Source organism: Pseudomonas fluorescens, assembly GCF_012974785.1.
Taxonomy (GTDB): Bacteria; Pseudomonadota; Gammaproteobacteria; order Pseudomonadales; family Pseudomonadaceae; genus Aquipseudomonas; species Aquipseudomonas fluorescens_BT.
In genome coordinates this window covers 2665862-2691525 of record NZ_CP027561.1, presented here as the reverse complement: position 1 = coordinate 2691525, position 25664 = coordinate 2665862, and the positions used below count along the sequence as shown (strand labels likewise).

Annotated in this window: 24 protein-coding genes and 1 tRNA gene; 6 read left to right on the top strand and 19 right to left on the bottom strand. The window is 59.9% G+C overall.

Annotation, left to right across the window (positions count from 1 at the left end; genetic code table 11):
• The first annotated feature begins 14 nt into the window (after positions 1 to 14).
• The 3 genes from C6Y56_RS11905 to C6Y56_RS11895 all read left to right on the top strand — a co-directional run bounded on the left by C6Y56_RS11905 (position 15) and on the right by C6Y56_RS11895 (position 2437).
• Positions 15 to 593, top strand: a complete 579-nt coding sequence (locus C6Y56_RS11905) for a DUF1842 domain-containing protein (RefSeq protein WP_169430031.1) — start codon at positions 15 to 17, stop codon at positions 591 to 593.
• A gap of 104 nt (positions 594 to 697) precedes the next feature.
• Positions 698 to 2161, top strand: a complete 1464-nt coding sequence (locus tag C6Y56_RS11900; protein ID WP_169430030.1) for a GDL motif peptide-associated radical SAM/SPASM maturase — start codon at positions 698 to 700, stop codon at positions 2159 to 2161.
• Between the two features lie 201 nt (positions 2162 to 2362).
• Positions 2363 to 2437: transfer RNA gene (locus tag C6Y56_RS11895), tRNA-Gln, on the top strand.
• A gap of 50 nt (positions 2438 to 2487) precedes the next feature.
• Here the strand turns inward: C6Y56_RS11895 and C6Y56_RS11890 are convergent.
• From C6Y56_RS11890 to C6Y56_RS11880, 3 genes are all read right to left on the bottom strand, one after another.
• Positions 2488 to 2880 carry a DUF1801 domain-containing protein gene (locus C6Y56_RS11890; protein WP_169430029.1) on the bottom strand — a complete coding sequence of 131 codons (393 nt, stop codon included), beginning with the start codon at positions 2878 to 2880 and terminating at the stop codon, positions 2488 to 2490.
• A gap of 156 nt (positions 2881 to 3036) precedes the next feature.
• A complete protein-coding gene (locus tag C6Y56_RS11885) occupies positions 3037 to 3378 on the bottom strand; it encodes a hypothetical protein (RefSeq protein ID WP_115077529.1) in 342 nt (113 codons plus the stop codon).
• Positions 3379 to 3464: 86 nt separating this feature from the next.
• Entirely contained in the window at positions 3465 to 4109 is a 645-nt protein-coding gene (locus tag C6Y56_RS11880) for an ATPase (RefSeq protein WP_169430028.1), read from the bottom strand.
• 163 nt (positions 4110 to 4272) lie between these two features.
• Between C6Y56_RS11880 and C6Y56_RS11875 the strand changes: the two genes are divergently transcribed.
• On the top strand, positions 4273 to 4515 hold the full coding sequence (locus C6Y56_RS11875) for a hypothetical protein (RefSeq protein WP_169430027.1): 243 nt from the start codon (positions 4273 to 4275) through the stop codon (positions 4513 to 4515).
• Between the two features lie 351 nt (positions 4516 to 4866).
• Here the strand turns inward: C6Y56_RS11875 and C6Y56_RS11870 are convergent, their stop codons facing one another.
• Positions 4867 to 6432, bottom strand: coding sequence for a winged helix-turn-helix domain-containing tetratricopeptide repeat protein (locus C6Y56_RS11870; protein WP_169430026.1), 1566 nt, complete (start codon positions 6430 to 6432; stop codon positions 4867 to 4869).
• 242 nt (positions 6433 to 6674) lie between these two features.
• Here C6Y56_RS11870 and C6Y56_RS11865 point away from each other — a divergent pair, with 242 nt between their 5' ends.
• Both C6Y56_RS11865 and C6Y56_RS11860 read left to right on the top strand, forming a co-directional pair.
• Positions 6675 to 7427 (top strand): SDR family oxidoreductase, encoded by a 753-nt coding sequence (locus C6Y56_RS11865; RefSeq protein ID WP_169430025.1) that lies wholly within the window; start codon positions 6675 to 6677, stop codon positions 7425 to 7427.
• 43 nt (positions 7428 to 7470) lie between these two features.
• Positions 7471 to 7884 (top strand): cupin domain-containing protein, encoded by a 414-nt coding sequence (locus C6Y56_RS11860; protein ID WP_169430024.1) that lies wholly within the window; start codon positions 7471 to 7473, stop codon positions 7882 to 7884.
• 15 nt (positions 7885 to 7899) lie between these two features.
• Here C6Y56_RS11860 and C6Y56_RS11855 read toward each other — a convergent pair whose 3' ends face one another.
• The 15 genes from C6Y56_RS11855 to benC form a co-directional block, all read right to left on the bottom strand.
• Positions 7900 to 8571 (bottom strand): methionine ABC transporter permease, encoded by a 672-nt coding sequence (locus tag C6Y56_RS11855; RefSeq protein WP_011333762.1) that lies wholly within the window; start codon positions 8569 to 8571, stop codon positions 7900 to 7902.
• Positions 8568 to 9368, bottom strand: a complete 801-nt coding sequence (locus C6Y56_RS11850; RefSeq protein ID WP_169430023.1) for a methionine ABC transporter ATP-binding protein — start codon at positions 9366 to 9368, stop codon at positions 8568 to 8570. Before C6Y56_RS11850 ends, C6Y56_RS11855 begins: the two co-directional genes overlap by 4 nt.
• Positions 9365 to 10174 (bottom strand): MetQ/NlpA family ABC transporter substrate-binding protein, encoded by an 810-nt coding sequence (locus tag C6Y56_RS11845; RefSeq protein ID WP_169430022.1) that lies wholly within the window; start codon positions 10172 to 10174, stop codon positions 9365 to 9367. Before C6Y56_RS11845 ends, C6Y56_RS11850 begins: the two co-directional genes overlap by 4 nt.
• A gap of 27 nt (positions 10175 to 10201) precedes the next feature.
• Complete coding sequence (locus C6Y56_RS11840) at positions 10202 to 11254, bottom strand: isopenicillin N synthase family dioxygenase (RefSeq protein ID WP_169430021.1); 1053 nt, start codon at positions 11252 to 11254, stop codon at positions 10202 to 10204.
• A 248-nt stretch (positions 11255 to 11502) separates the two neighbouring features.
• The gene (locus tag C6Y56_RS11835) at positions 11503 to 11898 is read right to left on the bottom strand and encodes a hypothetical protein (RefSeq protein WP_169430020.1); all 396 of its coding nucleotides are present in this window, start codon (positions 11896 to 11898) and stop codon (positions 11503 to 11505) included.
• A 130-nt stretch (positions 11899 to 12028) separates the two neighbouring features.
• On the bottom strand, positions 12029 to 12292 hold the full coding sequence (locus C6Y56_RS11830; RefSeq protein ID WP_169430019.1) for a PAAR domain-containing protein: 264 nt from the start codon (positions 12290 to 12292) through the stop codon (positions 12029 to 12031).
• A gap of 86 nt (positions 12293 to 12378) precedes the next feature.
• Positions 12379 to 12819 (bottom strand): hypothetical protein, encoded by a 441-nt coding sequence (locus C6Y56_RS11825; protein ID WP_169430018.1) that lies wholly within the window; start codon positions 12817 to 12819, stop codon positions 12379 to 12381.
• An 8-nt stretch (positions 12820 to 12827) separates the two neighbouring features.
• A complete protein-coding gene (locus tag C6Y56_RS11820; protein WP_169430017.1) occupies positions 12828 to 17549 on the bottom strand; it encodes an RHS repeat-associated core domain-containing protein in 4722 nt (1573 codons plus the stop codon).
• Positions 17546 to 20452, bottom strand: coding sequence for a type VI secretion system tip protein VgrG (locus tag C6Y56_RS11815; RefSeq protein ID WP_169430016.1), 2907 nt, complete (start codon positions 20450 to 20452; stop codon positions 17546 to 17548). Before C6Y56_RS11815 ends, C6Y56_RS11820 begins: the two co-directional genes overlap by 4 nt.
• 127 nt (positions 20453 to 20579) lie before the next feature.
• Positions 20580 to 21095, bottom strand: coding sequence for an Hcp family type VI secretion system effector (locus C6Y56_RS11810; protein ID WP_169430015.1), 516 nt, complete (start codon positions 21093 to 21095; stop codon positions 20580 to 20582).
• Between the two features lie 321 nt (positions 21096 to 21416).
• Positions 21417 to 22331, bottom strand: a complete 915-nt coding sequence (gene catA, locus C6Y56_RS11805; protein ID WP_169430014.1) for a catechol 1,2-dioxygenase — start codon at positions 22329 to 22331, stop codon at positions 21417 to 21419.
• A 41-nt stretch (positions 22332 to 22372) separates the two neighbouring features.
• Positions 22373 to 22663, bottom strand: a complete 291-nt coding sequence (catC, locus tag C6Y56_RS11800; RefSeq protein WP_169430013.1) for a muconolactone Delta-isomerase — start codon at positions 22661 to 22663, stop codon at positions 22373 to 22375.
• A 17-nt stretch (positions 22664 to 22680) separates the two neighbouring features.
• The gene (locus tag C6Y56_RS11795; RefSeq protein ID WP_169430012.1) at positions 22681 to 23802 is read right to left on the bottom strand and encodes a muconate cycloisomerase family protein; all 1122 of its coding nucleotides are present in this window, start codon (positions 23800 to 23802) and stop codon (positions 22681 to 22683) included.
• 22 nt (positions 23803 to 23824) lie between these two features.
• Positions 23825 to 24586 (bottom strand): 1,6-dihydroxycyclohexa-2,4-diene-1-carboxylate dehydrogenase, encoded by a 762-nt coding sequence (locus C6Y56_RS11790; RefSeq protein ID WP_169430011.1) that lies wholly within the window; start codon positions 24584 to 24586, stop codon positions 23825 to 23827.
• A gap of 27 nt (positions 24587 to 24613) precedes the next feature.
• The gene (benC, locus tag C6Y56_RS11785; protein WP_169430010.1) at positions 24614 to 25621 is read right to left on the bottom strand and encodes a benzoate 1,2-dioxygenase electron transfer component BenC; all 1008 of its coding nucleotides are present in this window, start codon (positions 25619 to 25621) and stop codon (positions 24614 to 24616) included.
• Positions 25622 to 25664: the final 43 nt, after the last annotated feature.

Below are 25664 nucleotides of genomic sequence, written 5' to 3'. Positions count from 1 at the left end.
AGGGAGTAAGCACCATGTCGATTGGACTTTTTCATACCCGCCTCATCGCCAGTAATTCACTGCTTGGCGCACCGGTCCTGACCCTCGACCTCGTGGTCGATACCGTGCGTAAAAAAGTCAGCGGCGCTGCGAGCGTCTTTCAAAGCACCTGGCCACCGGTCAACTTCCATGCACGGGTCTGGGGCGATTATTCCGAGGCACGGCTGACCCCATCGACCGAGAATTACATCATTCTCACCCTCGATGGCAGCCCGAGCGGTCCGCTGAGTCAGATTGCGCAGACCTTCAGCCTCAAGGGCATTCTCAACGACTGGACCAGCGGCTTTGTCGATTACCGTTACAACGAGGGAGGTCAGTGGCATTACGTGAGGCACGTTGCTGTGCATCAGGCGCCGACCATCGAGCCGCAACCGCAAGAGCATCACTTCCAGCCGCTGTATGCCGTGGCCGTGCAGCAAGCGCAAATCAGTGGCGATCTGGTGCAGCTGAAAACCGTGGTGCAACAGGGCGAACAGCAACTGGCCCACCAGGGCGCATTGCGCAGTGCCCTTGAGCAACTGAACGCGGAGATTGCCCGACTGGAAGCACGCTAAAAGCGCACGAACCGGGCGAGGTCACTGCTGGCCTCGCCCGGTCTTGCAGCGAATCGAGATCAGTCCAATCGTGCCGCGCACAGGACCGTGCGCAAGGATCTCCCATGACAGACATCCGCCCTGCCCGCTACCTCAGTGACACCGACCTCAAACGCTACGTGCCGGTGCATGTGGTCTGGGAAATTACCCTGGCCTGCGACCTCAAATGCCTGCATTGCGGCTCGCGCGCGGGGCATCGACGCCCCGACGAACTGAACACCCGTGAATGCCTCGAGGTGATCGACTCCCTCGCCGCCCTCGGCACCCGCGAGATCACCCTGATCGGCGGCGAAGCCTATTTGCGCAAGGACTGGACGCAACTGATCCAGGCCATCCACGACCACGGCATGTACTGCGCGATCCAGACCGGCGGGCGCAACCTGACGCCGGCGAAGATGCAGGCAGCGGTTGATGCGGGCCTCAACGGGGTCGGGATTTCTCTGGACGGGCTCGCACCGTTGCACGACAAAGTGCGTAACGTGCCCGGTTCGTTCGACAAGGCGGTCGACACCCTGCGCCGGGCCAAGGCGTCCGGGCTGGCGGTGAGCGTCAACACTCAGATCGGCGCAGCGACCCTGCCCGATTTGCCGCAGCTGATGGACACGATCATTGAACTGGGCGCCACCCATTGGCAGATCCAGATCACCGTGGCCATGGGCAATGCGGTGGATCACCCGGAACTGCTGCTGCAACCCTATCAATTGCTGGAAGTGATGCCGCTGCTCGCGCGCCTCTACCGCGAAGGCGTGGATCGCGGCCTGCTGATGAACGTCGGCAACAACATCGGCTACTACGGTCCTTACGAACATTTGTGGCGTGGGTTCGGTGACGAACGCGTGCACTGGAGCGGCTGCGCGGCCGGTCAGACTGTGTTGGCGCTTGAGGCGGACGGCACAGTGAAAGGCTGCCCGTCGCTGGCCACCGTCGGTTTTTCCGGCGGCAATGTGCGCAACATGAGCCTGCACGACATCTGGCACTACAGCGAAGGCATGCACTTCGGCCGTTTGCGCTCGGTCGACGATCTTTGGGGTTATTGCCGCAGTTGCTATTACAACGACGTCTGCCGGGGCGGCTGCACCTGGACATCGCACTCGCTGCTGGGCAAACCCGGCAACAATCCTTACTGCCACTACCGAACCCTGGAATTGCAGAAACAGGGTTTGCGCGAGCGCATCGTCAAAGTCGAGGACGCCGCCCAGCGCTCGTTTGCGGTCGGACGTTTTGACCTGATCACCGAACGCATCGACACCGGCGAAAAAGTCAGCAGCGTCAGCGACAGCGGACAAGTGATCAAACTGGCGTGGGTCAATCAGGGCCACAAATCGCCGGAAGAAGGACGCATCCCCGTGCAACTGGCGCTGTGCCGCAGCTGCCTGCAGTACATTCATCCCCACGAATCGATCTGCCCGCACTGCCACGCCGACGTCGCGGCCGCCGAGGCCAGGCACCAGACGGACCGCGCCCGTCAGCAGGCGATCATGAACACGTTGACGGGGTTGCTGGGGGTGGCACCGAGTACCCTGGTGTGAAATCGGGTCCAGGCGCCCGCAGGATTCGGGCGCCTGGACCGCTCAGGCATCTTGAAAATCCGGCCGATTCAACCACCCCGGAAAATAAGTAGCTGTTTTCCATGAAATTTATTTGCCTCGGGGGTTCCCAGAACGCAAGAGCGCTGGTAAAGTGCCGCCCACTGTTGCAGAGGTCCTCCCGGGACTGAACACAATAGCTACAGGGGCGTCGCCAAGCGGTAAGGCAGCAGGTTTTGATCCTGCCATGCGTTGGTTCGAATCCAGCCGCCCCTGCCATTTTTTCCTCGTTTCACCCTCCTCCGCTTCACCTCTGCCTCAACGGCAAATCACTTTTTCGAATTCAACGTAATCGCCGAACGCACCAGCGCTTTCAGTGCCTTTGCATCTATTTTGTCGTTTTCGTGAACATCAATCGCCCGCCGGGTATTGCCCTCCAGACTGGCATTGAACAGCCCCGTCGGATCCTCCAGTGCCGCGCCTTTGGCAAACGTCATTTTCACCACGGCCTTGTAGGTTTCCCCGGTGCAGATGATGCCGTTGTGTGACCAGACCGGAACGCCCCGCCACTTCCACTCCTCAACAACCTCAGGATCGGCCTCGTGAATGATCGCGCGGATCTCGGCCAGCTTCTGGCCGCGCCAGTCGTTCAATTCCTTGATTCTCGCGTCGATCAGCACAGAGGGATTCTCAGTCGCCGCGCCGCTGCTGTCCTTCTTCATCTTCTTGTTCTCCCGAAAAAGCCTTATTCGCTATCCAGCGTAGCGCCGACTGCACCAAACGCCGGGCAAAAAAAAGCCCCGTAATATGCGGGGCAAAGAAATTGGTTGGTTGCGGCCAACCAAAGGAGCATCGTCAAAAGCGTTAACCGTCAGCCGTCACAGGCACTCCTGGGCAGCCCGTTCAAAACTCGATGGCATGAAACTCGACGCCAGCAAATGGCGTTCATATAAAAAGACCTTGCCGCCATCCTGTGCCTTGTAGGCTTCCAGCACGTTGTCCGCCGCCACCTTGCTCGGCACCACGATCCGGTAGCTGCGCTGGGTCTGCGACACGGTCGGGTTCAGCGCACTGCCCTGCAGTTTCGGCACGACGCATTCGGCGTACTGGGCAGGCGTCTTGTGCGTCTGCAGGGTCAGCGTCGGGTCGTTCGGCGCAGAGGCGCAGGCGGTCAGCAGTAAAGTGGCAGAAGCCATGGCAGGGATAAAAAAGGCACGCATGGATAAAATCCTGAAAATAAAAGGTTCGGTTCTCAAGCAACGTTCAGCGTCACGGCCGCTGGCGTCGCGATTTTTGATCTGGGTGCTCAGCCTGCACTCACCAGGGCTTTGAGCGAGTCATCGAACTGCTTCAAGGCGCTGAATTGCAGGTCGCGTTGTTTTTCGATCTGGGCTGCAATCTCGGGTGCTGCCTTGTTGTGTACCCACACCGAAGGCAGTTGCTTCTCCACCGCGCCTTCGGCCTTGCCGATGTATTGCAGGTTGGCGTCGTAGAAGCGTGCGGCGAAGCGCGCTTCGACCTGACTGTTGCGTTGGGTCAGCAGACGGTTGTGGGTGTCGAGCATCACCACCACGTCGGGATGGGCCTGCACCAGCGCATCGAGGCTGTCGTAGACCGTCACCGAGAGAAACTGCTGTTGCAGCGAACTCATCAACCAGTCGATAGCCAGTTCCGGATCGGAGCTGTTGACGAAGGCGTCGCGGATCCGCGCATCGAGTGCGTCCTTGGCACCGTTGACCGCCACATCGTGGTAACGCTCGAGGTATTGCAGGTTTTCGAGGGTGTTTTCGCTGTACAGCACACCCACGGTTTGCGAGTGCTGCAGTGCACTGCCGGTACCGCCGATGGGAAGAAAATGGCACGAACCGGCGTCGGCTGCGTAAGTCGGTGCAGTGGTGGCTACCCCGCCCATCAGCAGGGCGACCAAAGCCAGTCGGGTCAAAGTCTTCATCGCGCAAATTCCTTGAGCTGCGTTTCGATGGAGGCGATTTTCCGCCTGTCGGCCACAAAGCAGAACTTGCGTTTCTTGATGATCACTATTACTTGAACCAATAGTTGCGCTGCGTGCAGACTGCTGCACACTCGATCACAACGAAAACAAATGAGGATTTTCCGTGCGAACCTTTGATTTGATCCGCGATGCCGTCCTGCCCGAATTCCGCGACCGGGTGGCCGAATACCTTGTCGAATACGAAACCGTGCTGGGCCGGTCAGCGGATGATTCGGAGTCGGTACGGGCCGTGGCCAATCAGTTGCGCGGCTATCTGCGCGGCCTCAACACCACGCGAGTGCTGGGCATGGCGGACTGGGAAGAGCTCGACCGGCGCGTGCTGGACACTTGGCTAGCGCCCGCTTGATGACACGCTAGACTCTTCAGGCTGCGCCCGCAGCGCCAGACCTGGAGGTGTCCGCCGATGAGCCATAACACCGAACCCACAACGATCCCGGCCCGCCGGGGGACGAAGACATCGAAGTCAGCAATGAAAGGCGCATGAGTTAACAGCTCATGCGCCTTTTTTGTTCCCGGACATTCCGCTGCTTCAAGGCTTTTTCGGCTGAACTCCTTATTGCGAAAATCAAGCAGATGACCATTTTTAATCTTTCATCGCGATTAGTGATGCCGCTTATGATGGCTCCTGTTTTGGTATTAGTTTAGGCCCGGTACAGCCGTGCATGTCCGCGAGACTGGAGCGGGTGCACTCAAGCAATCACTCCGGCAACCCCGCCAGTCGAAGCCCTTCAATGAACCTCGAAAAATCTTCGGGGCGCTGAATCGGCAGCCAGTCCTTGAGATGCCCCAGACGCAGCGCCGGGCTCAGCGTCTGCAGGCGCTGCATCGCCCAGCGGGCTTTCTCCGGGCGCCCGCCCAGCGCATGACTGGCCGCCACCAGCGCCGCCGCCACCAACAACGTGGGCAGGTTGCCCAAGGCTTTTTCGGCGAAGTCTGCCGAGGCCTCGAAGTCCCCGGCGAAGTAATGCGCCAAAGCCATGCCGACGTGCATTCTGAACATTTCCGGATCCAGCGGGCTCAAGCGAGCGGCATGGTTCAAGTCCTTGATGGCGGGCGCGGTTTCTCCGCGAAGCGCACGCAGGATCCCGCCGAGAAACCACGCAGGTGCGAGATTGGGATTGAGCAGACGTGCGCGGTCGAGCAACGCAATGCCGGCATCCACATCACCCGCCAGGTGCGCAAGCGCATGTCCGCCGCGCGTCAACGCCACGGCGTCATCGCGTCCCAGCGCGACCGCCAGACGCGCCAGGCGTATACCTTCAGCGATCTCGGCCGGGCGATCCGTCATCCAGCCATTGAGCTTGCGCCAGAAGTGACACCAGGCGGCCATGCCATAGGCCGATGCGAATTCCGGATCGAGTTCGAGGGTCTTGTAGAACATCGGCAGCGCTTGCTCGATGGCCTCTTGAGCGCCGCTGTGCAGCTTTGCCATGGCGCGCAGGTAGTAATCGTAGGCGTCGAGGCTCTCCGTCGGTTTGCGTTTGGCGCGCTCGATCTCCGCGCGCTCCAGTTGTGGCGCTATGGCCCCGACGACGCTTTCGGTGATTTGATCCTGCAGCTTGAAGATGTCGTCGAGGGTGCCTTCGAAACGCTCGGCCCAGATGTGTGCTCCGCTCGTGGCGTCGATCAGTTGCCCGGTGATGCGCACCCGGTTTCCACATTTGCGCACACTGCCTTCCAGCACATAGCGCACGCCCAGTTCCTGCCCGACCCCTTGGGCATCTACCGTGCGCCCCTTGAACGTGAAACTCGAATTGCGTGCGATGACGAACAACCAGCGCAGACGCGACAACGCCGCGATGATGTCCTCCACGATACCGTCGGCAAAGTAGTCCTGTTCGGGATCGCCGCTCAGATTGTAGAAAGGCAGGACGGTGATCGAGGGTTTGTCCGGCAGCACCAGTACCCGGGGAGCTGCAGTTGAGCCCTCGTCGGTGTGAGGCACCGGCTCGGTCATATCGGAGACCCGGCCAATGAAACGATAGCCTTTGCGGGCGACCGTGCGCAGCAGACGCTGTTCCTCGCCGGTATCACCGATGGCCTTGCGTACGGCGTTGATGTGGCTGGTGATCGTTGATTCGGAAACGATGCGCCCGCTCCATACCGTGCCGAGCAATTCGTCCTTGCTCAACACGCGGTCGGGGTTGTTGAGGAACAGCAGCAACAGATCGAACACCTGCGGGCCGACGGATACAACCTGCCCGCGCAAGGTCAGCTCACGACGCTCCTGATCCAGTACATAGTCTTCAAACGTGAATGGCACAGCGAACGTCCCTTTGCGACGCGCCTTCAACTCCGTGTCCCGGGCGGCAGATGGTGAGAAGTCGAGAACGATAATACGCCTGACTTGAACACGCCACTGCGTCCATTCCGGGGCGCTGGCTGGACAAAAATGCAAGGTTTCGACAAGACAAACCTAAGGTCGCCGCAAGGACTTCCCTCATTCGTACCGGCAGTCTCTATCCCACTGACGCCAATGGTTGGCGTCATCAAGGAGAGAGACCCATGAAGATCGTCGTTATCGGAGGCTCCGGCCTCATCGGCTCGAAACTGGTGAACCTTCTTCGCGAGCGCGGCCATGACGTGCTCGCCGCCAGCCCCGGCACGGGCGTCAACAGCATCACCCGCGAAGGTCTGGCGGCCGCCATGGACGGCACCGATGTCGTGGTCGACGTGGCCAATGCTCCGTCGTGGGAGGATCAGGCCGTCCTCGACTTCTTCGAAACCTCCAGCCGTAACCTGCTGGCGGCCGAAGCGGCGGCCGGGGTGCGTCATCACGTAGCGCTGTCGATTGTCGGGTGTGAACGGTTGCCCGAGGCCGGCTATATGCGCGCCAAGGTGGCCCAGGAAAACCTGATCAAGGCATCCGGCATGCCTTACTCGATCCTGCGGGCCACGCAGTTTTTCGAATTTGTCGGCGGTATCGCTGAATCCTTTGCTGTCGCCGATGAACTTCGCGTGCCGCCAGCGCTGATTCAGCCGATTGCATCTGACGACGTGGTGGCGGCGCTGGTAGACGTCGTCCTGGCCGCTCCGCTCAACGGCTCAGTGGATGTCGGCGGGCCTGAGGCGTTGCCGCTGGACGAACTGGTCCGACGCTTTCTGCAGGCGCGCCAGGACAACCGCAAGGTCGTACCGGACGTGCACGCACGCTACTTCGGAACGCTGCTCGACGATCAATCGCTGGTCACCGGCAAGCACTCACGCCTGGGTGCCATCCGTTTTGAAAACTGGATCGCTCAGTCGGCAGCCCGATAGTCATTCGCGCCATTCCCTTCCCTGTCAACCAAGGAGACATCTCATGGTTATCCGATTGCTGTTGGCCGCCATTGTCGCAACCCTTTCGATCAACGCCGTATCAGCCGCCGAGCCACCCGCCGGCAAGGTTTCGGTAGTATTTGATCGCCCGATTCCCAACATCCCCGGCAAAAGCATGAGGGGTGTGGTCGTCGAATACGGGCCGGGAGCTGCTTCGCCGTCCCATACCCATCCGAAAACCGCCTTCATCTACGCCACGGTTCTGGAAGGCTCGTTGCGCATCAAAGTCAAAGGCCAGCCGGAAAAGATCTACCACGTCGGCGAAAACTTCGTCGAGGAACCGGGTTCCGTGCATCTGGTGAGCGCCAACGCCAGCGACACAGAGCCTGCGCGACTGCTGGCGGTGTTCGTCCTCGATACTGACGAAACGGCGCTCGTCACGCCCCTCAAAAAGTGAGCCTGCAACCGACCTTCAACGTCGATGAGCCAGCGATCGCACCAGCCGATCGCCCAGGCTCTGCACGCCCTGAACGAGGATGACCAGCACCACGACGGTGGCGACCATCACTTCGTTGTTGAACCGCTGATAGCCGTAGCGGATCGCCAGGTCGCCCAGTCCCCCGCCACCGATGACCCCGGCCATGGAGGAAAAACCGATCAGCATCACCAGCGTCAAGGTGACGCCTGCCAGCAGGGCCGGCAGCGCTTCGGGCAACAGCACTTTGAAAATCACATGACGGATGTCGCCGCCCATGGCGAGGATCGCTTCGATCCGGCCCTTTTCAACTTCGTCCAGGGCGTTTTCGACGATCCGCGCAAAAAACGGAAAGGCGCCGATGGTGATCGGTACGACGGCGGCGGTGCTGCCCAGGGTGGTGCCGACCACCAGCCGGGTCAGCGGGATCAGGGCAATCAGCATCACCACGAACGGCAGCGAACGTCCCAGATTGATGATCGCGCCCAAGGCTTGATTGAGCCTCGGCAACGGGTACAACCCCTGACGACGACTGATGAACAGCAACACCCCCAGCGGCAAGCCAATCAGCAACGTGAACAGACCGGCGAGCAGCACCATGTAAAGGGTTTCGCCGGTGGCGTTGAGCACCAGCTGCAGGATTTCATTCCAGTCGATCACGCGGTTCATGAGTGGGCCGCCCGTACGCCGTATTGCCGCAAAAAACTCAAACCGGGCGCGTCATGCCCCAGCGGCAAGCCGCAACTGGGTCGTAGCGAAGCGCCAAGGGCCGACTTTGGATCGGCGAGCAAACGAGCGACCGGCCCCGCCTCCACCAGTTTTCCGTTGGCCATGGACGCGGCGTGATCGCAGATCGACTTGACCACGTCCAGTTCGTGGGTGATCAGCACGACAGTCAAACCAAGCTGCCGATTGATGTCGCGCAACAGCTCCAGAATCGACGCGGTGGTTTCCGGGTCGAGGGCGCTGGTGGCTTCGTCCGACAGCAGATACGCCGGCCGCGCCGCCAATGCCCGGGCGATGCCCACCCGCTGCTTCTGCCCGCCGGACAGTTGCGATGGAAAGGCTTCGGCCTTGTCGCCCAGGCCCACCAGATCCAGCAGCTCGCGAACCCGTTCATGGCGTTGTGGTTTGGCGATTTTGGCGATTTCCAGCGGCACCGCGACGTTGTCGAACACGTTGCGCGAATGCAGCAGATTGAAGCCCTGGAAGATCATGCCGATGCGCTGACGCTGGCGGCGCAGTTCGCTATCGGACAGCGCGGTGAGATCCTCGCCATCCAGCAGAATCCGCCCCGAATCCGGGCGTTCGAGCAGATTGAGGCAACGCAGCAACGTCGACTTGCCCGCACCGCTGCGCCCGAGAATCCCGTAGATCGCACCATCGGGAATGCTCAGCGATACCTGATCCAGCGCCGGGGTCGACGCTGACGGATAGGTCTTGCTCAACTGCTCGACGACGATCATAGCGTGGCATCCGCCACCGGGATCACCGACCCCTTGAAGTTCTCGGCGATGTACTTGGCGACTTGCGGCGAGGTCAGGTCCTTGGCCAGCTGCTGAATGCGCGGATCGTTTTCCAGTTTCGGCGTGGTCACCAGAATGTTGGCGTAAGGATTGTGCTCGGCCTTCTCCAGCCCCAGCGCATCCTTGGCCGGCACCAGACCCGCTTCCAGCGCGTAGTTGCCGTTGATCACCGCCAGATCCACGTCATCCAGCGCACGAGGCAATTGCGGCGATTCGATTTCGAGGATCTTCAGGTGTTTCGGGTTTTCGGCGATGTCCTTGGGCGTTGCCTGATCCGCCGCCGGGTCGTTGAAACCGGGCTTGAGCTTGATCAGGCCGTTGTCCTGCAACAGGTACAACGCACGGCTCAGGTTGGTGACGTTGTTCGGCACTGCAACCGTGCCTTTGTCCGGCACCTGGGCGAAGGCTTTGTGGCGATGGGAATAGATGCCCAGCGGTTCGATGTGCACCGTGGCGGCCACCGCCAGTTTTTCGCCGAGGGCCTTTTCCTGAGATTGCAGATACGGCAGATGCTGGAAGTAGTTGGCGTCCACATCACCGTGCACCAGCAGCTCGTTGGAGTTCACGCCCTGCGGGATTTCGATCACCTTGAGGTTCAGTTGCGGATCGATTTTCTGAATGTAGGCCAGGATCTGTGCGTGGGGCACCGGGTCGGCGGCAACACGCAACGGTTCCAGCGCCTGAGCGCCAAACGAAGTCACCAGCGCGCCGAGGACGGCCAGGGTCAAGCCTGCTTTTTTCAACATGGGAAGAGTCCTTTTGCGAGTGATGGATCAGGCGTTGGCGGTCTTGCGAAGCGGTGTCTGAGTGTTCGACGCATCGGCATAGAAGCGCTGCGCGACATCGGGATGCGAACGCAGTCGGCCCTTCAGATAATTCCAGCCGACATCGCGAAACAACGGATTGAGCGGATCACTCGCCGGCCCCTTAGCTTCGCGCAGCAACACCGCCGGCAACGGGTACAGCGGCACGACCGCGTCGAGTTGCGCGCCCAGGAAAAACGCGATGGACAAGCGCTCACTGCCCGCTGGCGGCGAAACCACGCGATGCACCGTGGCGCGCAGATAACCGTTGGTGGCCAGTTCCAGCAATTCGCCGATGTTGACCACCAGGGTGTTGTCCCGAGGTAACGCATCGATCCAGCGCCCCTCTTCGATTTCCACTTGCAGTCCGGCCTGCTGGTCTTGCAGCAGAAAGCTGAGAAAACCCGAATCCTTGTGCGCGCCGACGCCCTGATTGCTCGCCGTCGAGGACTGCCCCGGATAGCGCATCAGCTTGATGTGTTCGTTGGGTTTGTCGCCGTGCAAGCGGTCGAAGGCATCTTCCGGCAGCGACAGTGACTGGGCGAAAGCGCGCAGCAGACGCAGCGACATTTGGGTCATCGCCTGCTGCCAGTCGAGCAGCAGCGGCTTGAGTTGCGGCAACGCTTCAGGCCATTGATTCGGCCCTTGCAGCCGTGCCCACAACGGACTGTCGACGTTCAATGGCAAGGCGTCGCGCTCGGCGCCCAGATCGAACTGTTCACGCTGATCGGGCTGCCCGCGAGTAATCTCGGACGCGGCGCGGTTGTAGCCGCGAAAATGCGGCGAATTGATCATGCCGACGGCTGTTTTCTCGCTGTCGGGCAAGGCGAAAAATTGCCGGGCGTGGTCTTGAACTTGATTGAGCAGGCCGGCGTCGATGCCATGGCCGGTCAGGTAGAAGAACCCGACATCGCGAGCAGCGTGACGCAAATCATCGAGAAAGGCCTGGCGTTGCGACGGCGTACCGTCGAGCAGGGACAAGTCCAGGGTGGGTAATGCGGTGATAGCTGAGGTGTGCGGCATGATTCACTCCCGTGTGAATCAAACCTGAAGAGCCTGTGATCGATTCAGCGTGTGCCGTCATGGCAATCGGGGGCCTGTCGGTTTGATGCTTTGATTCGTCTGTGAATCAAAACTAAACGATATTAAAAAAACCGAACAAATATCTTTTTTGCATTAGCTTAGTTCGGTCTATCGAGCGGCTCGACTGACCTCAGGACCGACCACGGCAATCGGCTTGGCGTTAACGTCGGCCCTGAATCAACTGACGGCTACAGACCGACGCGCTTCAACCCTTCGCGCATGCCCTGATCCGCCTGCTCGCACCATTGCTTGAGCGTGAGGTTCGGTGGCAGGTTGCTTTCCAGGCTCTTGTATTCCCCCTCCGTGAACACTTCGCCCTTGCGGCCAAACTGTTCGTTCTTGTCGCCGTCACGCTTGTCGAAATCACCCGGCATGTTGCTAACGAATGCAGCCATCTTGTTGGCGTTCTCGGTGCTGTCCGCTTTCAGGAACCCCTTGTCGACACAGCTTTTGATCAGGCCTGACATGTTGCGACCGTTGTCGTATATCCCTTTCAAAGTGGCGGCGTCTTGCCCTTCGGCGTAGGCAAGCGTGCTGGTGCCAAACGCGGCTGCCATGGCGAGAATCAAAGAAGCGGTCTTCATATTTATTCCTTTAAATGTTGGAGCGTTTTGAGCTCTTTTTGAGGTGAAGCATGTTTTGGGTGAAGCATGTCTTGTTCAAATAACGCGCCGAAAAGGCCGCGTCATGGAGACGGCAATTACAAATATCGATTTAGCTGACAACGGCCCCTTTGGGCCCGCTGGCAATCAGCGCCGCCCCACAGGCTGTTTTCATACCGTCCAGCGCAATGGGTGTGCCATCGACGGTGTAGGTGCTGCTGCCCTCGGCAATCGGGAATACCCCTTTGCACAATGGGCAACTGACCTTGTGACCGACCCCGGCAATCGGCTTGCCGTTGAGGTTGGTTTGGGAGAAGGCTTCGAGGACCTTGCCACCGTGGGTGGTGGAGTCGCCGAGGCGGATTGCGTCTTTCATGTTGTCACTCCTTTGACCTGACTTCTGGCATGCCAAATGGGGCCGTCGAACCCATCAAACGTGAAAACGGCGGGCCTTGAGTCGTATCAGGGGAAGTAGCTTTCGATCTCCGGATACTCATCCAGGAACTCATCACTTCGAATAAAGGCGTCAAGATCCGGGGACTTCTTCGCAGCCGCGACAATCGCCTTGATCTTCTCTGCGTTGTCCGAGTTCACGACACGACCGATCAGAATAAGAGGCCATTCCTTGCCACTTGCCTGTCTTTGCAACGTTGAGAAGTTCACCGCAAGCCTTTCAGCAAAAACGCCCGCTTCAGCATGATCAAGAACACCCACCACGCGCTCTTGCACACCGTAGTCGTCTTCATCGCAAAAGGTCGACAGTAGTGCATCAATGGTTTTTGCATCGAGTTCGTCGCGGACACTGCTCACGAGCGCCGAGAACTCACGAGCATCTTCCGGGTTCTCGTAGCGATCCAATGAAACCAGTTTATCTCGCCACACTTTGAACGCTTGATCATTCATGGTTTCTCTCACTTATCCAGAAATTTACGGCACTTGGCATACGCCAGCATTTCTTGCATTGCTTCATTGTACTTTCTGGGTTGTCCGACCTGAGTGGCTACACGGCGCACATCTCTGATCTCCATCGCCATTGCACCTCTCATGTCTCCCACTTCGATTTTTGACTGAACCTGAGCTCGATAGGCTTTTCCGGGATTACCCTGGTGGCCGTGACTCATTGTTTGGCTATGGTCATAGGGCTCCATTTGTATTGCTGGCCCCTGGCTTCTCTTAATCGGACTGGTGCTGTCTGCCGGCATGTGATGCGACTCGATCCCCGAGGCCGTGGTGCCTCCGTAAGATCCACCTCTGAATGGCCCGGTTCCTTCAGGGTTGCCTTTCTTCAGATCGGCACACGGACATCTTGCCAAGCCTAGCGGGTCAATCCAGCCCAGTGGACTCGGCGCATATACAAAGAGGTTCAACCCACCGTCATAACCGATGGGATCTTTGCTGATGAAGCGTCCAATCAACGGATCGTAATAACGATAACGATTGTAATGCAGCCCCGTTTCATGATCGTGATATTGCCCCTGGAAGCGAATCGGGTTGCCAATACCCTGTTGCTGCGCCATTGGCGAACGCTGCTCAGACACGCTCCCCCATGCCTTGTACTGAGCGCTCCAGGCTATTTCGCCATTCTGGTCGGTCAACTCCAGAGGCGCCCCCATTCGGTCGCATTGATACCAACTCAACACGTCGATTGGCAGTGCCACAGGTACGTGATTCCACACCGGGTCGTCCTCCAATTGATACTCGCCGCTGAAGTCAGGCTGCCCCATCAGAATGATTGGTTGGTGTCGCAAAGCTTGCGCAACCGGAATGTAAGTACCCGGCTCATAGATGTAATGCACTGTGCGTCCGGGATCACCATCCAGCAGAGCCGGACTGCTCTCCCAGGCCAGCGTATCGCCGTCCCAGCCATACAATGTGAAACCACAACCCGACTCTCGCTGCTTGCGGACAAACTCATTGTCGTTCCACTGTGAGCCGGCTTCAGGCCGTCGCTTGAAATGCGCAGTCGAGTTCTTGTAAAGGCGGCGTCCCAATACATCGTAGGCATACTCGACTTCCAGTCGGGCATCATCAAAGTGAACCAAACGGTCGAACAAATCCCAGCGCATTCTGGCGATACTGCCGTTGTGCCAACGCTGTATCAGATTGCCTCGATCATCGTATTCATAGTGGGTACCCGAGTACTCGCGCAGCAGGTTATCCACCCGCTTGCTACGCATCGGGTCCTGATCCAGAGGTCGGCGCATCTGTTCAACCGGCTCATCAAGCAAGTTACCGGCAGGATCAAAGGCGAAAGTTTCCACACCCTGTCGACTCGCCGCCTTGATCAGGCGCCCCACCGGATCGTACTGATACGTCAGCGGCCCGCGTCGCGTGTCGTTGAGAAGGATCAGTTGGCCCGCAGGATCATATTGATATTCACGCTTGAGCAACGTGCGCTTGTCATCGCTGCGACCCAACAATTGCTCCTGCAACTGCCCAGCCGGGTCCCACTTCTGCGTCTGCAATAAATGGTTGCCCTGATGACGGGCGATTTCGCGATGCAGATCATCACGCTCCCAGGCCAGCAACTCGTGGTCATCCACTTTCAATCCCAGCAAGTGCCCGCTGCCGTAGGTCATCCAACTGACTCTTTGGCCATCCGGACGCACAGTCGCTACCCGCTGATTCAGGGCATCGTATTCATGTTGCCAGACTGCGATCCGAGGCTGCTCCAGACTCAGATAATGCTGATGTTCACGCAGCAGGTTGCCCGCCGGATCGTGGAACCACTGCAAGCGACTGTGATCATTTTCAGCCAGTGTCATATTGCCGTTGCCATCGTAGGCAAATGTTTCACTTTGTACCTGTTCGCCCAGACTCGCACGGCGCTCTATCAGGCGGCCCATCAGGTCGAATTGGAAAGCCACTCGCCGCTCGCCATCAAGCTTGCTACTCAAACGACCTGATTCAGTGTCGTACTGGTAGCGCGTAATATGGCCGTCGAAACCTGTTTCCTCCAATAACCGCCCCATCGGATCGTAGTGAAAATGGGCGCTACGCTCATTTTCGTTCTCCAAAGCGGTCAAACGACCGAGACGGTCCCAGCGATAGCGCAATGTTTGCTCAGCCGCATCCACTCGCTCGGCGATAAGGCCGGCGGCGCTGTAGTTCCAGGTGGTGCAGCGGTTCAGGCCGTCGACATGGGCCAACAGTCGCCCTTCGGCATCGCGACTGAAACGCTCCTCAGACTTGTCCGGATGCCTGATCAACACCAGTTGACCTGCCACATACTCATACTCGGTGCTTTGCCCTGCCGCATCGGTAAAGCAAATCAACTGACCCAGGCCGTTGTACTCCCAGGTACTGGTTTTGCCGGAACAATCGGTGTACCCGGTCAACTGACCGGCATCGTTGTATTCGAATTTCTTCTCTGCTCCGTTAGCATCCTTGACGGTCTCCGGATAGCCGGCAGATGTGTAGGTGTACTCCGTCTTGTTACCCAGAGGATCGACAGCTTCCACAAGATTGCCGCTGTCGTCATAAGCTCTGGTCCACTGTCCGCCCTCTGCATCACTAACCTTGATCAGTTGGTCCAGATCATCGTATGCGTAATGCACTACGGTGTTATCGGCACGGATGTGTTCGAGAAGATTGCCACGCTCGTCGTAGCTGAACCGATCAACGCTTCCATCGGTGTGGACATGTCGCACGACATTTTTGGCCTCATCGCGGAACAACCATTCCGAACGCTCATCCGGATGACGGATACGGTACGTGTAGCCAAGAATGTCGTAGTAGTGCCAGGTCTCATTGCCGTGAGCGTCAGTGACGTAGGTCAGACGAATGTTTTCGTCCCACTCAAGTCGAGTATCGAAGCTTCCATCATCCGCCCATTCACGAATCGCTTTGGCATCGGAGCCGTCCCCCTGCCATTGCAAATTCATGCCCCGCCCGGTCCGGTCGGTGTATCGCGTGATCAGATGGCTGCGGAATTCATAATTCCAGGCATAACCGTTTTCATCCCGTGCCTGAACCAGATCGCCCAACGCATCATAGTGATAGGCACACAGTTGGCGCTGAGGAATGCCATCGGCGATCTCCCACAAACCTGTCAGACGTCCGTGGTCATCGATCAGTGTTCCGAGTTGTAGATGAACCTTTGTAACGTCCCCCTGATAGGTGAGCAGGTCAGAGAGCACCGGTTCATTACCATGCATGTGCTCATAGTGCAGCATGATTCCAGCACCGCTGCGCAGCTCGATGCCGGCGAGCAGAAAGCGTGCCCCACGACGCACGTAGGTCTCCTTTCTCTCGACACCGCGGCACAGCAGCAATTGATTTTCACCTGAGCGAATCAGAGTCAGGTTTTCAATCGGGTCATGATGGGCATCGCCGACTTTGGGCAACGCATACTCATGACTTCGGCCATCGGCCGCATGAAAGACCAACCCGTCATCCACATAATCGAAACGAGTGGTGAACTCGTTGATCCAGCGAGCACCTAGGCTGCCTTTGTCGTAGGCCTCCAGATTCGAGTAATAAGTACGGTTCCAGACGACGGGAAACGGGCCCGGCAAACGGAAATCCGTGTGGGTGATGGTTTCCGTGCCGCGTGCAAAGCTGATGTTTCTTTTCGTGCCTGTCGGGACGCGATTCTTGCAATCACTGGCATCAGAACGGGCTCGAACCTGGCTTTGCTGCAACTCCAGTTGGCCTTTGCCGGCGCGTTGTTCTGCCTTGCTCGTGGCCCCCGGTTTGACACTGGCGGCCTGACCATGAGAGCGACGTTTGCGCCAAGTTACTACCGAGCCCGCCAACATCTGCAACAGCCAGCCGATGGAATGCTGAACGCCCGGGTCACCAAGCTTTTTCATCTGGGATTGCAGCTCCACCCCCAGCGTGCGAAGCATCGATGTGTTGCTCAGTACCAGAGCCTTGGCTTTCTCCGGCAGCAAGTTCTTGGCGGCACTGTTGGCAACGCCTTTGCCTGCAGCCTTGTAGGCACTGAAAGCGGCACCGAAAATGTTGCTGATAGCCGCCTTGGGGTCATGCAACAACTGACCGCGCGCCGCCGTGATTTTCGAACCGGCCGCATTGAGGTCTCCCTTCGCATCGAGCTTGCCATTGACCACCTTTTCCAGGCCCTTGGCGATCTCGTTCACCGCGCTTTGACCCAGTTTTCCAGCGTCGTCGAGAATGCCCGCCAGTTTGGGTTGTGCCTGTTTGACGAAGTCATCGATGGTGCCGACGATGGTCGCGTTCAGATGCCCGATCAACACTTCAATCAGAGAGTCCCCCAGCAGCATCTTGGCGCTGTTACGCAGCTCCTGACGCACCAACCCCAGGGTCGGGCGTAGTGTCATGCGCGCAGAAGCCATGGTCGGTGGCGCAGGCAATACACCAATCAGGTTGATACCCAGGCTGACCCAATCCAGCACTTGACGCTGTTTGCTTTTGGCCAGGGTGACGATGTCTCCAAGGGCATCAACCAACGCCATGATGTTGCCCACGACAGGAAGAGCACCCGCGACGTTCTTGACCCGATCGAGTGTGACGACACCGCCGCTGATGGACTGCAACCAGGCATCGAATTTGGCAGCGCCGCGTCCGACATCCTGAATATCGATCGTGTTGAGTGGCACCACCGCGACTTGCGGCTCACGCGTTTTCGCACCATCGGATCCAGTCGTCATGACAACACCTCTCCCGCCAGCAGGCCCGGGGTTTTCAAGGAAGCTTTTGGCAGGGCTGGAGCCGGAAGCGTTGGCAACTTGCCCGCTTTGCTCGCCGCCCCGAGAATCCCCGACGCACTCGGCATCGCCGCACTCGCCAGTTTCGGCAGTCCGGCCACCCCGCCCTGCACTGCCCCTTTCACCTGCTGCGCCGTTTGCATCGCACCTTGCGCGGTCTGCATTGCACCCATCCCTGTCTGTGCCAATTCCTTGCCCTTTTCCAACATGTCCCAGTTCTTGCTCGGCAACGCCTGCGCCACCATGGCTTGCACTTGGCTCGGAATGTCTTCCGCACCCGGCGGATTCAACGGCCATTCTGGCTTGCCGATGTAGCTGCCTTCACTCCAGGTGTCCGCAGGATCCTTGCCGAACAGCACCCGCGCTGGCCCCGGTGCGGCGCCGGCGACGCTGGCGAACCCCTTCGCGTCGAGCTTGCCCTTGATGCTTTTGCCCAGCGCATCGATGACTTCGTAATCGCCGTCCTTGATGCCCTGTCGCCCGGCGTACTGGTTGAACAGCTCCAGATTGCCCTTGCCCGGTTTCGGCGGTTCCGGGAACACCCCGGCCAGGGATTTCGCCCCGGTGTAGGCGAAGTTCGCCGCGTGGGCGGTGTACGGGCCGCTGGTGGCGTGGGTGATGCCGCCGGCGTTGTAGGTGGTGGCGCTGCCGCCGCCCTGGATCACCAGTTCGGTCTTGGCGGTGATGGTGATGCGGTCGGCGTTGGCGGTGATGTTGAGTTTGGCCAGCAGGTTGATGCTGTCCTTGAGCGCCTTGACGTCGATGTCGCCGGAGGCCGCCACCAGCCGCCACCCCATGCTCTGCACGAACAGGCGCATGCCGCGGCTGGCACTGGCCAGCAGGCGTTTGCCGATGGAAAAACTGGTGTGCCCGGTGCTGCTCAGCGCCAGGTGTTCGCCGGTGGCGATGTGGCTGGAGCGCGGTGTGGTCAGGGCGATGCCGGCCGGGCTGGCGAGCACCAGATGCGGCTCGGTGAACTCGGGAAATTCGTTGGCGGTGAGGTTCGCCGGTCCCGAGCCAAGCACGCCCTGGTGCTGCGCGTGCAAGGCCTTGGCCACGTCGTCCTGATCGCCGGCTTCCTGGGCTTGAAGTTCCTTGGCCTGCGTGGCGAAACCGTCCTGTTGATCGCTGGCGGTGGCCAGGCGTTCGGCGGTTTCCGGCAGGTCCTTGTGGTGTTTGGATTCGTTCGGGCGCGGTTCGGTGGTGATCAACAGACCGGCGCCAGCACGCACGGCGCCGTGGCGGTCGGTGCGCAACTCAAAACCTTCGCCGCGCGGCTGCCCACCTGAAGGACGCGGATGGGTCAGGTAACCCAGGTTGATCGCGCTCGCGCCGTGATCGCTGCGCAGCGCGATGCTGATCTCGCTGGTGGTGTCGTCGATGCGCAGTTCGTTGGCGCGGCTGCCCTTGTATTCCTTGCTCTTGACCGTGGCCAGGGTCTTGAAGTCCGGCAGTTTGTACGGCGGCAGGTTGGCGCCGTGGTACAGGCAACCGGTGATCAGCGGCTGATCGGGGGCGCCTTCGAGGAAGGTGATCAGCACTTCCATGCCGACCCGCGGAATGTTGATCGAGCCAAAGGTTTCAGCGGCCCAACTGGAGGCCACGCGCATCCAGCAGGTGGTCTTGTCGTCGTGCTGGCCTTCACGGTCCCAGAAGAACTGCACCTTCACCCGGCCGTATTGGTCGCAGAAAATTTCTTCGCCTTCGGGACCGGTGACCACGGCGCTTTGCGAACCGAGGACTTTGGGTTTCGGGTGATCCAGCGGCGGGCGGTACGGCACGTCCCACGGGATCGCGTTGAAGCGGTTGCGATAACCCTGATGGAAATCGTCTTTGTTGTCGGTGGTGTCGCTGGTCACCGACTCTTCCAGCACTTGCGGCTGTTTACCTTCGTGGAAGATTTCCGTGAGCAGCCAGAGGTCGTTCCACGTCGGGTTGGCGTGGTCGGTCAGGGCCAGAAAATGCCCGGTGACCAGAATCGGCTGGTCGCTGTTGCCCTCGGCCAGGCGATAGTCGCTGCGGTGGCGTTCGAGGTTGCGGTTGGCCAGGTGCTTGCCGCGCTCGCGGTCCACGAAGCGGCCCGGGTAATCGTAGTCTTCCAGGTCCGGTTGGGCGCTGCTCTTGGCGTCGCTTTCCAGCTCGATCTTCGGTTTGACGAAGTCGTAATCGCGCCGCGTGGTGCGGCTGGTGCGGGTGGCCAGACGCAGGCCGAAACGCTTGACCACCGGCTTGTCCGCCACCAGCCCGGAGTCCTGCTGATAGGCCACGGGCGCGAGTTTCGGGAACACCGTCTGGTCATCGCCGAAGGTCAGTTTGTGGCCGCTGGACGTGTGCTGGAAGTGGTAGTGAATCCCCTCCTCCTCGCACAGGCGCTGGACGAAATGCAGGTCGCTCTCATCGTACTGCGTGCAGTAGACGCGCTCGGGATACACCGCGCTCAGCTGGAAGTGGTAGTCGCTGGCCAGAATGCCGTGTTCTTCCAGCACCTGACTGATGATCTGCTGCACCGTCATCTGCTGAAAAATGCGCTGGTTGAAGCGGTGTGCGAGGTAGGAAAGCTGCGGTCGCAGCGAGATCCTGTAGCGGGTCAGGCGCTTGCCCGCCTCGCCCTGGGCGATGCTGTAGATCAGCCCGTGAATCCCGGTGCCGCTCGGCGAGAGCTGAAGAAACGCCAGTTTGTGCAGCAGGCTTTCGAGGTTGATCGAGGCCTTTTCACTGACCAGTTCCAGCTCGAATTCGAAGGGCGTGTTGAGGGCTTCTCGACCGGTGAACGACAGCACCTGAAAGTCGCTGTCCGCGCCATCGATGGTCAGATTGAAATGGGGCTGGTTGGCCGGTGAGAACATTCCCTTGTCCCTCGCACAGTGCTGCGATGCCGCCAGATCGATAAGGATCGGGTGGCAAAAATTCTTTGAGTAGTGAAGGTGCCTCGACCGGCGAAACCGGCCGAGGCGATACAACCATCAGTCGCGATTAAACGACCGGAGCACGCCAGTCATCGGAACCCGAAGTACCGGAGACTTCGTGGGTCCAGGTGATTTTGCGGTAGGTGAACTGCACTTCTTCCAGATGAGTGAAGTGGGCGTTCGCCGGGTCCTGGCAGTTGTGCATTTTGTTGTTGATGGCGACGATGATCGCGTCTTCCAGTTTGGTGGTGTAGTAGTGCTCCTGGGTGCCTTGCGCCGAGGTGCGGTACCACTGGATGACGATTTCGCTCATGCGCTCGCCGGAAGTCAGAGCTGCTTGCAGCAGCGGCGAAGCCTTGTCGTAGACCTTGGTGATCACAACTGGCTTGTGCACGCGCTGACCGGTTGGCTGACCGGATTGCGGGTCACGCGGGATGATCACGTCGTGGGTGAACGCCTGAACCATGACCTGGTCTTCGTGGCCTTCCTGGTAGGTGTTGCCAACGGAGTCGGCGGTGAACGCGCCGGCAGTGATCAGGCCTTGTTTTTCGCCGGTAACCGACATGTACGCGGGTGTTGCCATGGGGTGTGCTCCTTGCTCGATAGACAGAACCGGACGGCGTGATTGCCTGCCCAGGTAGCGAAGGAGTTATCAAAAGTCGTGCCAGCCATCACTTGGCCATTACCCATCAAGGGTTTACGAAGCTCTCGTGGGAATTTTCCAACTTTTTCTGTAGGAAACAGCGAAAAAGTGCGCAAGAAGTTGCGCAGTGCTGTGCAACTTCTTGCGCACTTGGCTGCAGGCCTTTAAAGACAAGGCCTCCAGCGGTTTTCACCGTGCTTTTATTACGAACAACTGCGCAACTTTTTGCGCAGTTCAGCCAATCCGAAGAGAGCTCCGGAATCAGCAGTCCTGCAACGCCCTTGGCCGTTGACTGCGCTGCTGCGCCGCCGCATCCGGCGCCTGCTGCAACTGAAAGTCGAACTTCAATTCAGCGCGACGTCCCGCTGCATCTTCCAAAAACTCGACTTCCCCGACCAACCCTTCACGGGTCGCATACGCAAAGTCATCCCACAGGTATTTGTCCCCCGACAAATTGATCTGCGTGGTCAGGTGCCGATGCCCCGGTGCGGAAATGAAGAAGTGAATATGAGCCGGGCGCTGGCCGTGGCGGCCAAGCAGGTTCAGGCATTCCTGGGTCGGGCCTTGCGGGTCGCAGCCATAGCCGGACGGCACGATGCTGCGGGCGCGGTAGCGACCTTCGGCGTCGGTGATAATCCGGCGGCGCAAGTTGTACTCGGACTGGCTCTGATCGAAAAACGAATAAGTGCCTTTGGTGTTGGCGTGCCACAGGTCGACCGTGGCACCCGCTAACGGCTGACCTTGCGGATCGAACACCTGGCCTTCCAGGAGCATCACCGTGGCGACGCCCTCCTCACTGCCGTCATCCATCCGGCATTCGCCTTCGTACAGCGGCGCGCCGGCCACGTACAACGGGCCTTCGATGGTGCGCGGCGTGCCGCCGGTCAAGCCGATCTGCGCATCCTTGGCGTCCTGCAACAGGTCGAGGAAATGCTCGAGGCCGAGGCCCGCCACCAGCAACCCGGCTTCGGAGCGGCCGCCCAGACGGTTGAGGTAATCGACGGCTTTCCAGAATTCGTTTTCGCTGATCTCAAGGTCTTCGATGATCCGGGCGGTGTCCTGCAACATCCGCAGGACGATGGTTTTCAGACGCGAGCTGCCGCCATCGTTGGCAAAACCGGCGGCTTCTTCGAAGAACGTTTGCAGTTCGGCAGTATGGGCAATCTTCACGGTCATGGTGTTCACCTCATCTTGTTGTTGTGGGGTCGGTTCCGCGGTCAGCGGTCGTCGGCGTGAATCGACGAAGGGTGGCGACAGAGACCGTCGATCTCGATGTCCATGTAGGGAAACAGCGGCAACAGCATCAGGGTGTCGTGCAGCGCTTCGACGCTGGGCACATCGAACACGCTGTAATTGGCGTAGTGCCCGGCGATGCGCCAGAGATGGCGCCACTGGCCTTCGCGCTGCAGGCGCTGGGCGAGCTCCTTCTCGTCGGCCTTGAGCTTTGTGGCAACGGCCGGAGCCATATCGGCGGGCAATTTCACGGTCATTTTTACGTGGAACAACATGGCGTTCTCCTTAGGGGTCAGTGCCGGCGAAAACGCGCCAGACGCTGTTCATCCAGCGTCAGGCCCAGGCCCGGGGTGCGTGGAATGTGCAGGTGAAAGTCGCGGTATTGCGGGCGCTCGGTGACGATGTCTTCGGTCAGCAACAGCGGACCGAACAGCTCGGTGTCCCAGGTCAGTTGCCTGAGCGTGAGGAACGCATGGGCCGAGGCCAGGGTGCCGACGGAGCCTTCGAGCATGGTGCCGCCATACACAGCGATGCCGGCGGCTTCGGCGATTTGCGCGGTGCGCAACACGGCGCGCGGGCCGCCGTTCTTGGCGATCTTCAAGGCGAACACGCTGGCGGCGCCGTCGGCAGCAAGGCTGAAGGCGTCCTCGACGCTTTCGATCGATTCGTCGGCCATGATCGGCGCCGGGCTGCGCTGGTTCAGGCGAATCTGCCCGGAGCGGTTGACCCGCGAGATCGGCTGCTCAATCAGGTCGATACCGTTGTCGCCGAGCACCTGGCAGCCGCGAATTGCCTGGGACTCGTCCCAATACTGGTTGACGTCGACCCGAACGCTGGCGCGCTCGCCCAAAGCTTTTTTGATCGCCACTACGTGTTTCAGATCTTGCTCCAGCGGGTTGGCGCCGATCTTCAGTTTGAAGATCCGGTGCCGCCGCGCTTCCAGCATCTGTTCGGCCTCGGCGATGTCCCGAGCGGTGTCGCCGCTGGCCAGGGTCCAGGCCACTTCGAGGCTGTCGCGGACCCGGCCGCCGAGCAATTCGCTCACGGGCAAACCAAGGCGTTTGCCTTGGGCGTCGAGCAATGCGCTCTCGATGCCGGACTTGGCGAAGGTGTTGCCCTTGGCGATCTTGTCGAGCTTCTGCATCGCGGCGTTGATGTTGTCCGCGTCCATGCCGATCAGCGCCGGCGCCAGGTGTGCATCGATGTTGGCCTTGATGCTTTCGGGACTTTCATAGCCGTAGGCCAGGCCGCCAATGGTGGTGGCTTCGCCGATGCCTTCGATACCGTCGCTGCAACGCAGGCGCAGGATCACCAGCGTCTGGTTCTGCATCGTGTGCATCGCCAGTTTGTGCGGGCGGATGGTCGGCAGGTCGACGATGACCGCCGACAGGTTTTCAATCAGGATCCGGTTCATTTCAGTGTCCATTCAAGCGTGATCAACCGAGGTCACCGCCACCGACCGGCAGGGTCACACCGGTGATGTAGGAGGCGTCGTCCGAGGCGAGAAACAGGATCGCGCCGACCTGTTCGTCTAGGGTTCCGTAGCGTTTCATCAGGCTGCTATCGAGGGTTTGCGCGACGATTTCCTGATACCAGGCCTGCTCCTGCGCGGACTGTTCGCCGCTGTTGCGCGGAATGCGTCGTGCTGGCGCTTCGGTGCCGCCGGGCGCGGTGGCGTTGACCCGGATCCCGCGCTCGGCATTCTCGAAAGCCAGGCAGGCAGTCAGCGCATTGATCCCGCCCTTCGCCGCGCCGTAGGGAACGCGGTTCAGACTGCGGGTCGCAATCGATGACACATTGACGATCGCCCCGCCGCCCTGTTTGAGCATGTACGGCAATGCGGCGTGGCAGCACCACAGCGTCGGGAACAGCGAGCGGCGCACCTCGGCCTCGATCTGCTCGACTTCGTAATGCTCGAAGGGCTTGGCCCAAATGGTGCCGCCGACGTTGTTGACCAGCACGTCCAGGCGCCCGAAAGCATCGATCGCGGCGGTCATCACCCGAGCGCAATCGGCGTATTGCTCAAGGTCGGCGGTCAGCGACAGCACGCCCTCGCCTTGCAGTTCGTGAACCAGTCCGGAGCGGTCGACGGCGATCACTTGCGCGCCCTCCTCCAGCAAGCGCTCGCACACCCGACGACCGATGCCCTGTGCCGCGCCGGTGACCAGCGCGACCTTGTTGGCGAATCTGTTGTTCATGACAACCTCGCAATTCAGAAAAAAGACTCAAGCCGCCGCGAATTTCTCGTAGTAGAAGTTCGCCGGCGTGATGCCCTGTTCGCGGATGTACTGGCTGACCGCCTCGACCATCGGCGGCGGGCCGCACAGGTACACGTCGACATCGCCTTCGTTGAGGTGACGCGGTTCGATGTGCTGGGTGACGTAGCCCTTGAGCGGGTGCCGGCTCTGCGGATTGGCCACACAAGCGCCGAAGCTGAAGTTCGGGATACGCGCGGCGAAGGCTTCGAGGCGGTCAAGCTCCACCAGATCGAAGTCGTTGGTCACGCCGTAGATCAGGTGAACCGGATGCTCGCTGCCCTGCTCGGCGATTTTCTCCAGCATCGCGGTAAACGGCGCCAGCCCGGTGCCACCCGCCAACAGCAACAACGGCCGCTTGATCTCGCGCAGGTAAAAACTGCCCAGCGGCCCGGCCAGATTCAGGCTGTCGCCGGCCTTGGCCAGCCCGGTGAGGAAGCTGCTCATCAGGCCGCCGGGGACATTGCGGATCAGGAAACTGACCTCGCCGTTCTTCTGCAACGAGCTGAAGGAATAGGCACGGGATTGCTCGCTGCCCGGTACTTGCAGGTTGACGTATTGCCCCGGCAGGAACGCCAGTTTGCTCAAGGATTCACCCTTGAGCGACAGCGCGATGGTGCTTTCGGAGAGCTGCCGGACATCGCTGATCGACGCCTGATAACTCGCCTGTTCGGTCTTGCACACCTGGGAGCCGACCGGCACCCGCACCACGCAGTCGCTTTCGGCGCGCATCTGGCAGGTCAGGACGTAACCCTGGGCCAGTTCGTCTTCACTCAGGGCGTCTTCGATGAAGTTGTCGCCCATGTCGTAACGCCCGGCTTCGGCGAAACACTTGCAGGTGCCGCAGGCGCCGTCGCGGCAGTCCAGCGGGATGTTGATGCCCTGACGGTAGGCCGCGTCGGCAACGGTCTCGTGGCCCGAGGCCTCGATGAAACGGGTGACCCCGTCTTCGAAATTCAGTGCGATCTGGAAACTCATGGTGCACCTCGCTCACAGCGTCGAGCCCGGCTCGCCGCCGTCT